The 12,401-nt window shown below is 62.6% G+C and carries 12 protein-coding genes; 6 read left to right on the top strand and 6 right to left on the bottom strand.

Annotated elements, in window-relative coordinates; genetic code table 11:
* The first annotated feature begins 77 nt into the window (after window positions 1-77).
* The 6 genes from dapD to SIN04_RS04815 all read left to right on the top strand — a co-directional run bounded on the left by dapD (window position 78) and on the right by SIN04_RS04815 (window position 5,200).
* Window positions 78-935 (top strand): 2,3,4,5-tetrahydropyridine-2,6-dicarboxylate N-succinyltransferase, encoded by an 858-nt coding sequence (gene dapD, locus SIN04_RS04840; RefSeq protein WP_341264250.1) that lies wholly within the window; start codon window positions 78-80, stop codon window positions 933-935.
* On the top strand, window positions 935-1,426 hold the full coding sequence (locus SIN04_RS04835) for a hypothetical protein (RefSeq protein WP_341264249.1): 492 nt from the start codon (window positions 935-937) through the stop codon (window positions 1,424-1,426). Before dapD ends, SIN04_RS04835 begins: the two co-directional genes overlap by 1 nt.
* 105 nt (window positions 1,427-1,531) lie before the next feature.
* Complete coding sequence (locus SIN04_RS04830) at window positions 1,532-2,404, top strand: chorismate mutase (protein WP_134486684.1); 873 nt, start codon at window positions 1,532-1,534, stop codon at window positions 2,402-2,404.
* A 22-nt stretch (window positions 2,405-2,426) separates the two neighbouring features.
* Window positions 2,427-3,578, top strand: coding sequence for a histidinol-phosphate transaminase (gene hisC / locus SIN04_RS04825; RefSeq protein ID WP_244605675.1), 1,152 nt, complete (start codon window positions 2,427-2,429; stop codon window positions 3,576-3,578).
* Window positions 3,571-4,521 carry a prephenate/arogenate dehydrogenase family protein gene (locus SIN04_RS04820; protein ID WP_244605674.1) on the top strand — a complete coding sequence of 317 codons (951 nt, stop codon included), beginning with the start codon at window positions 3,571-3,573 and terminating at the stop codon, window positions 4,519-4,521. The genes hisC and SIN04_RS04820 overlap by 8 nt, the downstream gene beginning before the upstream one ends.
* A 130-nt stretch (window positions 4,522-4,651) precedes the next feature.
* Window positions 4,652-5,200 (top strand): invasion associated locus B family protein, encoded by a 549-nt coding sequence (locus tag SIN04_RS04815; protein ID WP_166795848.1) that lies wholly within the window; start codon window positions 4,652-4,654, stop codon window positions 5,198-5,200.
* A gap of 146 nt (window positions 5,201-5,346) precedes the next feature.
* Here the strand turns inward: SIN04_RS04815 and SIN04_RS04810 are convergent, their stop codons facing one another.
* The 6 genes from SIN04_RS04810 to gcvT all read right to left on the bottom strand — a co-directional run bounded on the left by SIN04_RS04810 (window position 5,347) and on the right by gcvT (window position 12,229).
* A complete protein-coding gene (locus SIN04_RS04810; RefSeq protein ID WP_134486659.1) occupies window positions 5,347-6,576 on the bottom strand; it encodes an alpha/beta hydrolase family esterase in 1,230 nt (409 codons plus the stop codon).
* Window positions 6,577-6,648: 72 nt separating this feature from the next.
* On the bottom strand, window positions 6,649-7,068 hold the full coding sequence (locus SIN04_RS04805) for a CopG family transcriptional regulator (RefSeq protein WP_134486656.1): 420 nt from the start codon (window positions 7,066-7,068) through the stop codon (window positions 6,649-6,651).
* 706 nt (window positions 7,069-7,774) lie between these two features.
* Window positions 7,775-9,322 carry an aminomethyl-transferring glycine dehydrogenase subunit GcvPB gene (gcvPB, locus tag SIN04_RS04800; RefSeq protein WP_134486654.1) on the bottom strand — a complete coding sequence of 516 codons (1,548 nt, stop codon included), beginning with the start codon at window positions 9,320-9,322 and terminating at the stop codon, window positions 7,775-7,777.
* Window positions 9,316-10,662, bottom strand: a complete 1,347-nt coding sequence (gene gcvPA, locus SIN04_RS04795; protein WP_134486652.1) for an aminomethyl-transferring glycine dehydrogenase subunit GcvPA — start codon at window positions 10,660-10,662, stop codon at window positions 9,316-9,318. Before gcvPA ends, gcvPB begins: the two co-directional genes overlap by 7 nt.
* 56 nt (window positions 10,663-10,718) lie before the next feature.
* Window positions 10,719-11,096, bottom strand: coding sequence for a glycine cleavage system protein GcvH (gene gcvH, locus SIN04_RS04790; RefSeq protein ID WP_134486649.1), 378 nt, complete (start codon window positions 11,094-11,096; stop codon window positions 10,719-10,721).
* The gene (gene gcvT, locus SIN04_RS04785) at window positions 11,096-12,229 is read right to left on the bottom strand and encodes a glycine cleavage system aminomethyltransferase GcvT (protein WP_134486646.1); all 1,134 of its coding nucleotides are present in this window, start codon (window positions 12,227-12,229) and stop codon (window positions 11,096-11,098) included. Before gcvT ends, gcvH begins: the two co-directional genes overlap by 1 nt.
* Window positions 12,230-12,401 lie beyond the last annotated feature (172 nt).

Below are 12,401 nucleotides of genomic sequence, written 5' to 3'. Positions count from 1 at the left end.
TCAAGCGCCGTTGATTGCGCCGCGCGAACCCTGTAACGGCTTCATCAGCTCCTTTTTGCGCAGAAAGACATTCAAAGATGACGCACACAGCCCTGGAGACGATCATCGAAGCGGCCTTCGAGGATCGCGCCAATGTCAATGCCGGGACGCAAGGCGATATCCGCAAGGCTGTTGACGCCGCGCTCCACCTTCTCGACTCGGGAAAGCTCCGCGTCGCGGAGAAAATGCCCGGCGCGGTGGGGCCCGAATCCTGGCGCGTGCATCAGTGGCTGAAAAAGGCGGTGCTCCTTTCGTTCCGCCTCAATGATATGGCGGAAATTTCGGGCGGCCCCGGCGGCGCCAGTTGGTGGGATAAGGTTCCCTCCAAATTCGCCGGCTGGGGGCCGAAGGAGCACGCCGCGGCGGGCTTCCGCTCGGTGCCGAACTGCATCGTGCGCCGCTCGGCCTATATCGCGCCGGGCGTCGTGCTGATGCCTTCCTTTGTCAATCTCGGCGCCTATGTCGACAGCAATTCGATGGTCGACACCTGGGTGACTGTCGGCTCCTGCGCGCAGATCGGCAAGAATGTGCATTTGTCGGGCGGCGTCGGCATCGGCGGCGTGCTGGAGCCTTTGCAGGCCAATCCGACGATCATCGAGGATGATTGCTTCATCGGCGCGCGCTCTGAGATTGTCGAGGGCGTCATCGTCGGCGAAGGCGCCGTCGTCTCGATGGGAACCTTCATTTCCGCCTCGACCAAGATCATTGATCGCGCCACCGGCAAGATCCACATCGGCTATGTGCCGCCCTATTCCGTGGTTGTCTCCGGCAATCTGCCAGGCAAGCCGCTGCCCGACGGCTCCCCCGGGCCGTCGCTCTATTGCGCCGTCATCGTCAAGACCGTCGACGCGCAGACGCGGGCCAAGACCGCGATCAATGATCTGCTGAGAGACTGATGGCCGCGGCGTGGTCGGCCTTCATCCGGCGCTTCGGCTTTCGCACGGATCAGGGACTTCTGGACGCAAGGACCTGGCGTGAGGGCGCCGGGCTCCTGGCCGTCATTTTTGCTTTTTTGACGACGATCTGGCTTTCTCTGGAGCCGAACGCCCATCGCCATCTGTCGCCATCGTCCGGCCTCTTCGACTGGAAGACGTTTCTGACCTTCGTCTATTTGCTGTTTTACGCCTTCGCGGTTTTATTCATCGGCATATCCTTTTATAATTTGTCTGCAAAGCGTTTGCGCGCAAGACAATTGCCGACGGGGCTCGCTGGCGCCGTACCGCTTGCGGCTCTGTTTTCCGGCTCGGCGCACTGGCTCCAGCCGCGCGTCGCCGAGGTTCTGTCCGGCTGGTACGTTGTCGGGATCGATTCGCTGCTCGTCGGCGCGATCGTCTGGACAGCGCTCGAACTCGGCTTTCGCGAGCCGCTCGACGTGGAAGCGAAGTAGCCGCTGACGGGCGGAAGCGCAAAATGCCGAACCGACGCCCCTGTTTGAACTTCCGGCGAAAAATGCGCTAAGAGAGGCTATTCGCCCATCGAGCCGACTTGGATCATGACCCATCCCGCCCGTCTTGAGACCCTGGCCGACCTCCGAGTCGAGATCGATTGCATCGATTCCGAGCTTCATCAGTTGTTGATCAAGCGCGGCGAGATCATTCACCGCCTGATCGAGGCCAAGACGCGGCAGGGCGGCGGCTCGGCGTTCCGGCCGGGGCGCGAGGCGGATATGATGCGCGGGCTCGTCGCTCGCCATCAGGGGCTTTTGCCGCTCGACACGGTCGAAAGCATCTGGCGCATCATCATCTCGACCTTCACCTATGTGCAGTCGAATTATAGCGTCCACGCCGACATTTCGGGCGGCGACGCCAAAATGCGCGATTGCTGCCGTTTCCATTTCGGATTCACCGTGCCTTACGCGCCTCATCCCGACGTTAACAGCGTCATCGCGGCGGTGGCGAACTCCAGGGGCGATCTTGGTCTCGTCCGCGTCGAGGGCGATGCCGCATCGGGGCCCTGGTGGCGAAGCCTAAGAGAGCCGTGCGCGCCGAAAATCATCGCGCGCCTGCCCTTCGTCGAAAGGCCTGACCACCCGGCGGGAATGCCGCTCTTCGTCATCGCGCAGCCGCTGGCGGAAGCCGCCGTGCGCGACGTGGTTCTCTATGCCGTCGAATGCGACGGCTGGCGGGACGCCCCGCCTTCGCATCTTGGCTTGCCCGGCGCCGAAATTGTCGGCGCCGCGCCCGACGGCGCCAGATCATCGCTTCTCGTCGCCGCCGATGGCGCTGTCAGCGCGCAGCAATTGCGCGAAACTTTGACCAAAGCCGGCGCGATCCAGCTTTCCATCGCCGAAGTCGGCGGCCATGCGGCGCGTTTCGAGGCCTCGGAGGCCCAACGCCAGCAAACGCCTTTCGTGGCGGCACGATGAAATTATATCGGAGTTCGTTTTCATGACCAAGATACAGGCGATGCCGGCGGGCGTGACGGCCAGCGTCGACGCGGGCGCGCGTCCGCGTCCGCTCGCGGGCGTTTTCGGCATCGACCCCTATGTGCCGGGCAAAAGCTCGGCACCCGGCGTCGCCAAGGTTTACAAGCTGTCGTCGAACGAGACGCCGCTCGGCCCCTCGCCTTTGGCGAAAGAAGCATTCCGGTCCGCCGCCGATCATCTCGACGCCTATCCGGATGGAACGGCGGGCGTCTTGCGCGCCGCCATCGGCAAGAGATTCGGCCTTGATCCGGCGCGGATCGTGTGCGGGAACGGCTCCGACGAATTGCTGCATCTTCTCGCCTCCGCCTATATCGGCCCGGGCGATGAAGGCATTTTCACCGAGCACGGCTTCCTTGTTTACAAGATCGCCATACTGGCGGCGGGCGGAGCGCCGGTCGTCGCCAAAGAGACCCGCCTCACCGCAAACGTCGACGCCATTCTCGGAAAGGTCACTTCGCGCACAAAAGTGGTTTTCTTCGCCAATCCGAACAATCCGACCGGCACTTATCTGCCGGTCGCGGAGGTTGAACGGCTGGCGGACAGCCTGCCGCGCGACGTGCTGCTCGTCATCGACGCGGCCTATGCGGAATATGCGACGCAGACGGACTATGCGACGGGCGAGGATCTGGTGTCGTCGCGGGAAAATGTCGTCGTGACGCGCACATTCTCAAAGATCCATGGCCTTGCTTCGGTCCGTCTTGGCTGGTGCTATGCGCCCGCTGACGTCTGCGACGCGCTGAACCGCATCCGGCCGCCTTTCAACACGAGTGGCGCGGCCATTCAGGCGGGAGCAGCCTCCCTGCAGGACGAAGCCCATATCGAAAGGGCGATCGCTCATAATGATAGATGGCGCGAATGGCTGGCGCGAGAGATCGGCGCGCTCGGCATCGAGACAACGCCCAGCGCCGGCAATTTCCTGCTGCTGCATTTCGCCGACCCGGCGCGCGCCGCCGACGCCGACCGGTTCCTGACCAGCCGGGGCCTCATTCTGCGCACGGTCGGAGCCTATGGGCTGCCGCACTGCCTGCGCCTCACCGTTGGAGCCGAGGAGGCGAACCGGCTCGTCGTCGAGGGTTTGCGCGACTTCGTCAGTCAGGGAAACGCCATTGGTTGACGGTCTCGGGCCCGCGCTTGGCGAGCCTTTATTCGAACGCGCGGCGATCATCGGCGTCGGGCTCATCGGCTCGTCGCTTGCGCGCGTCATCCGCCGCAAGGGGCTGGCGCGGGAGATCGTCGCTTTTGACGCTTCGAGCAAGGTCCGCGCGCGCCTGCGCGACATTGCGATCGCCGATCACGTGGCGGAAACCGCGGCCGCGGCCGTCGAGGGCGCAGATCTCGTAGTTCTCTGCGCGCCAGTCGGCGCGATGGGCGAAATCGCCGAAGAGATCGGACCGCGTCTGATGGCCGGGGCGACTGTCTCGGACGTTGGATCGGTCAAAGCGTCGATTGTCGCGGCGGTTGCGCCCCATTTGCCGGCGTCCGTCAATTTCATACCCGCCCACCCCGTCGCCGGCACGGAGGAATCTGGCCCCGACTCCGGCTTCGCGACGCTTTTCCTCAACCGCTGGACGATTTTGACGCCGCCTGAAGGCGCCGATCCCAAGGCGGTCGCGCGGCTCGCCGCCTTCTGGAAAGGCGCGGGCGCCAATGTCGAAACGATGGCGGCCGCCCATCACGATCTCGTGCTCGCGATCACGAGCCATGTGCCTCATCTCATCGCCTATAATATCGTCGGCACCGCCGCGGATCTCGAAGAAGTGACTCAATCGGAGGTCATCAAATTTTCGGCCGGCGGCTTTCGCGACTTTACGCGCATCGCGGCGTCCGATCCGATCATGTGGCGGGACATTTTTCTGAACAACCGGGAAGCCGTGCTCGAAATGCTCGGGCGTTTCAACGAGGACCTGACCGCCCTGCAGCGTATGATCAGGCGCGGCGATGGCGAGGGTCTTCAGAGCCTTTTCACGCACACGCGCGCAATCCGGCGCAGCATCATCGATCAAGGCCAGGAAACCGCAGCGCCCGATTTCGGCCGCCGCACGAAAGACGACGGCTGATGACGGCTCGCCTCTTCCAGAAAGGAGCAGACATTTCGAAAAAGATTGTGCTTAAAGACAAAAGGATCGCGCCCGCGATCGATTGAAGACCCACCACAAGCCATCGTGCACATTTCTGGATCGGATGAAGATGCGCCGCAGCCTGATAGCCTTTGCCTTTCTCCCGCTCGTCTGGTCGTCCGCAGGACAGGCGCAGCCCCCCTCAACGCAGGTCGCGCAGAACGAGGCCGCGCCGAAACCCGCGCCCCACAAGAAGATATTCGGCTCATGGACGCTGATTTGCGCGACGACGCCAGGGGAATCAGAGGAAAGCTGCGAAGCCGACGTCTCGCTGCAGCCAGAGGCGCAATTGCCGCCGGTTGCGAAGGTCGCCTTCGTCCGCGCTGCGAAAGACAAGCCTTTGCGCCTCGTCGCGATCGTGCAAGCCAATCTGACGCTGGCCCCCGGCGTTGAGATCGCGAGCGACCCGGCCAAACCCGGCGTTGTTCTGCCCTTCAAATCCTGTCTCAATAGCGCCTGCCTCGCCGACGCCGAACTGTCGCAAGACCAGATGCAGGCTTTTCGTTCGCAGACGCAAACCGGCCGGTTGACGATCAAGAACGCCGCGGGCGAGCAGCTGTCCTTGTCCGTGCCGTCGAAGGGTCTCGATGAGGCGCTCGCCGCCCTGCTGACGCAATAGAGCATCATGCCGAAAAGGTGCAGACTTTTCGGGCCGACATCATGCGTTAAAACAAAAAATAATGAGCACGATGGTTCCCTGCGGAATCATCATGCTTCAAAGCGAGCCAAAGCCCGGCGCGCATCATCGACGCCGGGCTTGCGCGCTCAATGCTGCAGAAAGAACCGCAGCATTTCGCGCGACGCGTCAGGACCATTCGGATCGGTGAACGAGCCCTCGGCGCGTCCGCCCGACCAGGCGTGCCCCATACCCTCTACCGCCCAGTATTCGACCTGTGGAACGCCGCTCATATCCGTGATGACGGTCCGCTCATAAGCGATGCCGCCGCCCGATCGGCCGCGCTGCTTGGTCTCGACGGCGCTGTCGAGACCAGCGCTGGCGAAGGCGACAATCAGATCCGCGTTCGACGGATGGACCGTGCGATCGGCGGCTCCCTGAAAAACGATGGTTCGCACGTTGGTCTCGGGCAGCGCCGTGGCCTCCATCGAGGCGCCGTGGCGCATCGAGGTAAAAGCGGATGCAACATCCGTCGCGGCGCCGCAGGGCAGTCCCGAATGAATGCCCGCCGCCCTGAAAAGGTCTGGATGGGTCGCGCCTAAAATCGCCGCCATAGCGCCCCCGGCGGAAAGGCCCGCGACAAAGACCTGATCGGCGTCGACGTTGAACTCCGTCATGATCTCGCGCGTCAGGCCGGCGATGATGCTCGGTTCTCCTGATTCTCGCACCTGATCCTTGCGGTTGAACCAGTTCCAGCAGCCCATCTGATTCGAGCTTGACGACTGCTTTGGATAGGCGACGAGGAAGCCGCACTGCTCCGCCAGCGCATTCATGTCTGTGCCGAGAGCGAAGTCATCGGGATCCTGCTTGCAGCCATGCAGCATGACGATGAGCGGAAGGCCCTGCCCGCGATGCGTCGCGCTTGCGGCCATGCTCGGCACGAACAGCTTATAATCTCGCGAACCCGCGGCGCAGGAATAGGTGCGCGTGAGGAATTGCGCGCCGTCGAAGGTCGCAGAACCCGGTTCGGCGCGCGCGTGCGAAGCCGACCCGAAGCCGAGCTCCGGCAGGCCGCCGGAAAGGAATCCGTTCTGCAATTGATGCATGATCTCGCCTATCGGCGAGCTTTTGCGCGCCGTCTCCGTCAAAGCTTCGACCGGCACGGGCTCTTTTTGAAGCGGCGTCAGAGCGCTCCAGATATTGCCGGCGGCTAGCCTCGATTGTCCCTTGTCCTCTCGCGCCTGCGCGCCTGAATCCGCATTTTGTCCCCACGCCTCGCCCGAGAGGGCGTTTTGAATGACCTTTGTCGCCTCGGTCAAATTCTGGCGTGACGTCAGAGCCGCGGCCTTGCGCATGGCGCCGTCGAGAATGGACTTCATTGTTTTTGATCCTTTCAGATGCGCGGCCAAGATTGGAAGTCTGCTTCGCCCAAAAAAACGACGAAAAGGTAATCAGCGGATGCGGTCGGCAAGCGCTGTCTTGACCGCTTTGCTCGCCTGCAAAGCCCCAAGGACGGTAATCGCCTCAATGGTTGCGCAGGCAAGTTCGGGAGAGACGTCATCGGCGACGATAGCGAGGCCGACGACCTTGATGCTGAGCATTTCGCCCGCAGCCTTAACCCCTTCAAGATCCTCTCTGCTGTAATGCCGCAGCCCGATCTCGAGGGTCTGCCGCACAATGGTTTGTTTGACGGCCTCCGCATGGTGCGTCAGCTGATTGCGGATCGCCGTCCTGATCAAGTCGGTGCGATTGGAGTAAAAGCCTTCGCGCACAAGCAGATCGATATGGCCAAGGTCCACATAGCCAAGGTTGATCGTGATCTTTTCGCTCTCGCACACTTTGTCACGTAAGCGATGAATTTCGGCGCCCATACCCTGTTCTCCATCCACATGGATGGTATATGGATGTTTTTGTCCTATCTCGCAAGCACGAAAGGAGGTCGGCCCGATCAAAAGAGCGGGATCAGAGGCGAGAGCCTTGATTCGACGTTCTTTTATTTTTGACAAATACGTCAAATTTATTGGTGGATCACATTCGGGCGCTCCCGGTAACGTCTGCGCTCGCGAATCGATCATGAGGCAAGGTGACGCGGCCCCGGCGCGATTGAACTAAATGAAAGGCTAAGCAACAAGCCTTTCAAAACCGTATCGGCTGGACAGATTCAGATGCGGGGCGCATTTGATTGGCGCTGGGCGCCCTGCGAGGCAAGCGCGCCGGCAGCATCCTCCGGGAAGGAGATTCATGATGGCAAAGGGTCAAGTGCGCAGCAACCGCGAAGCCAAGAAGCCGAAGAAGGAAAAGCCGAAGGAAACCGCCGTTCCGAACCTTTTGAAGACGGGGACGTCCGGAAAGAAAAAGTAACCCGGCTCGAAGGCCGCGCATTCCGCCTGCGGGGACTGCGCCGCCTTGCAATCATTCGGTCGTGAAAGGCTCGCAGAGCTGTTCGAGGAACGAACAAAGGCCCGCGGCGCCCTCAAGTCACGCTTCGACGCCATTCAAAATCGGCGATCCAAAAAAATGAGCATGATCGATTTCAATCGACCATGCTCTTGTTGCCCTTGGCAAAGGTGAGGCCGCCTATTTCGGCGCTGGCTTCGTCCATTTGAGGACGGGATTGCGCGCGGCTCTCGTCTCATCGAGCCGGCGGCGTGGCGCATGGATCGGAGCGCCGATGAAACGCTCCGTCTCGCCCCGGAGGGCCGCCTGAGCGAGGTCGCGCAAGGTCGCGATGAACAGATCGAGGGAAGCCTTCGATTCCGACTCAGTCGGCTCGATCAGCATGGCGCCATGCGCGACGAGCGGAAAATAGATCGTCATCGGATGATAGCCCTCGTCGATCATCGCTTTGGCAAAGTCGAGCGTCGTGAGGCCTGTCGGCTTCAGCCATGCGTCATCGAACAGGACCTCATGCATGCAAGGGGCGTCGCCGAAGGGCTGCGACATCAGATCATTGAGGCTGGCGCGAATGTAATTTGCGCTGAGGACGGCGTCTTCCGAAGCCTGCCGCAGGCCGTCCGCCCCATGCGAGGCCATATAACTCAGCGCCCGCACGAACATGCCCATCTGGCCATGGAACGCCGTCATGCGGCCGAAGGATTGCGAATCCCCGCCCGTGTGTTCGACGAGACGAAGCCCGCCCTCCTCCTGGCGCAGAAAAGGCGCGGGCGCGAAAGGGGCCAGCCGCCTGGAGAGCACGACCGGTCCGGCGCCGGGGCCGCCGCCGCCATGCGGGGTCGAAAAGGTCTTGTGCAGGTTGATATGCATAGCGTCGACGCCAAGATCGCCCGGCCGCGCCTTGCCGACGATCGCGTTGAAATTGGCGCCGTCGCAGTAGAAATAAGCGCCCACCGCATGCATGGCGTCGGCAATTTCCACAATGTCGCTCTCGAACAATCCACAGGTGTTTGGATTGGTCAGCATGATGGCGGCGACCTCTGGACCAAGCAAGGCGCGGAACGCCTGGAGATCGACCCTGCCGTCGGGGCCAGCCGGGACCGGGCGCACATCGAATCCGATCAGGGTCGCGCTGGCCGGATTGGTGCCATGCGCCGATTCCGGCACAAGCACGATTTTTCGCGTCGAGGCTTCGCCCTTGGCCGCGATGGCGGATTTGATCGCCATCATGCCGCAGGCCTCGCCATGCGCGCCGGCCTTTGGCGACATGGCGATCGCCGGCATGCCCGTCAGCGTCATCAGCCAGCGGGCGACTTCGCCGATCAGCTCCAGCGCCCCCGGAACGGTCGATTGCGGCTGTAGCGGATGGATATCGGCAAAGCCCGGCAGCCGCGCCATCGCCTCGTTGAGGCGCGGATTGTGCTTCATGGTGCAAGAGCCGAGCGGATAGAGCCCTGCGTCGATCGAATAGTTCTTCTGCGAAAGGCGCACATAATGGCGCACCGCCTCCGGCTCGCTGAGCCCCGGCAGACCGATCGGCGAATGGCGCTCCAGGACGCCGAGCCGCGATTCGAAAGGCTCCGGCTCGTCGAGATCAACGCCCGTGGTCTCGGGCCGGCCGATCTCGAAAATCAGCGGCTCCTCGAGTTCAAGGCCGCGATTGGAGGTGAATGTCTTCGCGCCGTGAAATGAGTCACGCGCCTCAAGCGGATGTTCCGGGCGGTTCAGCATGACAGCGCTCCTTTCAGAGCTTTGACGAAAGCCCGGCGGTCTTCGTCCGTATTGACTTCGCTCGAGGCGACGAGAATGAGATCGTCGAGGCTTTCGCCCGGCCATAAGCGCGAGGCCGGAACGCCGGCGAGGACGCCTTTTTCCGCGAGACGCTCGATCAGCGCATCGGCCCGGACCGGCACGCGAACGGTGAATTCATTGAAGAAGGACTGATTGAGAACTTCGACGCCCGGGACGCGCCGAAGGCGGTCCGCGAGATCGACGGCGTTGGCGTGATTTATTTTCGCGAGGCGCCTCAGGCCTGCTTCACCGAGCAAGCTCATATGAATGGTGAAAGCCAGCGCGCAGAGGCCCGAATTGGTGCAGATGCTGGAGGTCGCCTTGTCGCGCTTGATGTGCTGCTCCCGCGTCGAGAGCGTCAGCACGAAGCCGCGCCGCCCCTCCGCGTCGAGGGTCTCGCCGCAGAGCCGCCCCGGCATCTGCCGGAGATATTTCGAGCGTGTGGCGAAGAGGCCGACGTAAGGACCGCCGAAATTGAGGCTGTTGCCGATTGACTGACCCTCGCCGACGACGATGTCGGCGCCCATCTCGCCGGGCGCCTTGACAAGGCCGAGAGAAACCGCCTCGGTGAAGGCCACGATCAGGAGGGCGCCTTGCGCCTTGCAGATGACGGCGAGGCCGGACAGATCGCGCAGATTGCCGAAAGCATCGGGGTTTTGCACGACGACACAGGACGTGCCGGCGTCGATCTCGGCCCCGAGATTTTCGACGCCCGGCACGTCAGGCGGCAGGCTCGAAACCTCGTCGCCGGTCATCCGAGAAATGGTGCGCACCACTTCGGCGTAATGGGGATGCAGTCCGCCGGACAGGATGGCCTTGCGCCGCTTCGTGATGCGATGAGCCATCAGCACGGCCTCAATCGTCGCGGTCGAACCGTCATACATCGACGCGTTGGCGACATCCATGGCGGTCAGGGCTGCGACCTGGGTCTGAAATTCGAAGATCGCCTGCAGCGTGCCTTGCGCGATCTCCGGCTGGTAGGGCGTATAGCTCGTCAAAAACTCCGAGCGCTGGATCAGGTGATCGACGCTCGCCGGAATGTGATGCTTATAGGCGCCGGCGCCGACGAAGAACGGCCCCGACCCCGCGGCGCGGTTTTTCGAAGCCATGCCGGAGAGCAGGCGCTGCACGTCCATTTCGGCGCGGCGCAGGGGCAGATCGAGATTGCGGGAGAGCCGCTTGTTCGCGGGAATTGACTCAAACAGGACGTCGATCTTGTCGACGCCGACGCGCGCCAGCATAGCGGAGCGGTCTTCGGGAGTTAGGGGCAGATAGCGCATGGAGTTCCAATCGGGTTACGATCTTTGGTGGTCGCGCGGCGGGTGGAAAAGCGTTCTTAAGACAGCGTCTTGACGAAAGCTTCGTAGGCCTCCTCATCGAGCAGTTGGTCGAGCTCGGCGGCGTCGGCGAGCTTCAGCTTCAAAAACCAGCCCTTGCCGGTCGGGTCTTCGTTGACGAGCGCGGGCGATTCTTCCAGCTCCTGATTGATTTCGACGACTTCGCCGGAGACAGGAGCATTGACGCCGCTCGCAGCCTTGACGCTTTCGACGACCGCGGCCTCATCCCCTTTCGCGACGGTCTTGCCGATCGTCGGAAGCTCGACGAAAACAACGTCGCCCAATTGCGATTGCGCATAGTCCGTGATGCCGACAACGGCCGCGCCGCCGTCGACTCGGATGTATTCATGGTCTTTCGTGTAACGCGTGGTCGACATCAAACTCCCCTGAAATAGGCATGCGGCACGAAAGGCATCGATACGATCTTTGCCTGCGCCGACTTGCCGCGAACGATCAAATGAACAGGCGCGCCGATTTTGGCGGCCTTAGCCTCGACATAACCCATGGCGATCGGGCGCCCGAGGCTTGGCGCGAAACCGCCGGAGGTCAGGCGGCCGATTGCACGCCCCTCCGGCGTCTCGATCTCAGCGCCTTCCCGCGCGGGCGCCTTGCCCTCAACGAGAAAGCCGACGCGGCGACGGACGGGGCCCTTCGCGATCGCTTCGGCGATCTGCGCATATCCAGGAAATCCGCCCTGCTCGCGCCGCCGCTTCGGGATCGACCACAAAAGCCCGGCCTCGACGGGATCCGTCGTCGCGTCGATGTCATGGCCGCAAAGGCAAAGACCGGCTTCGAGCCGGAGCGAATCGCGCGCCCCGAGCCCGATCGGCCAGACCTCAGGATCGGCGAGCAGGGTTTTCGCAAAGTCGGGCGCGGCGGCGGCGGACATGGAAATCTCGAAACCATCCTCGCCCGTATAGCCGGAGCGGGAAATTCTGAAAGCGCCGCCCCTTGTCTCGAACTCGGCCGCAGACATGAATGTCAAACGCGAAACGCCGGATGCAAGGCGCTCCAGCGCCGCGGCGGCGCGTGGACCCTGCAGGGCGAGCAGCGCCCTGTCGTCGAGAATCGTCAGCGCGCAGTCAGGCAGGGCGCTGGCGATCAGCGCAAAGTCAGCCGCTTTGGACGCGGCGTTGACTACGAGAAAGAGGCGCTCTCGGCCCACGGCGTCGGCAAGGCGCGTGACCATGAGATCATCGAGGATATGGCCGTCGCCGTAGAGCAATTGCGTGTAGCGCATCTGCCCTGGACGCAGCGCCTCGATATCGCCCGGCGCCAGCGTTTCAAAGCGAGTCGCGGCGTTGACCCCTTCAAGGATCGCCTGCCCCATATGTGAGACGTCGAAGAGGCCCGCGTGGCCGCGCGTGTGAAGATGTTCCTGGATGATGCCTGGGGCATAGTGCACCGGCATCGAGTAGCCGGCGAAAGGCACCATACGCGCGCCAAGCGCCTGATGCAGGTCGTGGAGCGGCGTTTGCGCAAGCGCTGCGACGGAAAGATGAACGGTCATAGGGTCCCCGGACTGGATGCCAAGACGCTACGCCCGGCAAGCGCCGTGCATAGCCCTAAGCCCCCTCTGTCCTGTGACCTGAGAGTGTTCCTTCGCGACCGCCTCGGCCTTGCGGCCTCTAGCATGTGCGAAGTTGCGTCCGTCGGTGGATCTTTCGCAAGGCGAAAAATCG

This window comes from Methylocella tundrae (assembly GCF_038024855.1).
Classification (GTDB): domain Bacteria; phylum Pseudomonadota; class Alphaproteobacteria; order Rhizobiales; family Beijerinckiaceae; genus Methylocapsa; species Methylocapsa tundrae.
The sequence above is the reverse complement of the archived record's forward strand: the minus strand, read 5'-3'. Positions and strand labels throughout refer to the sequence as shown.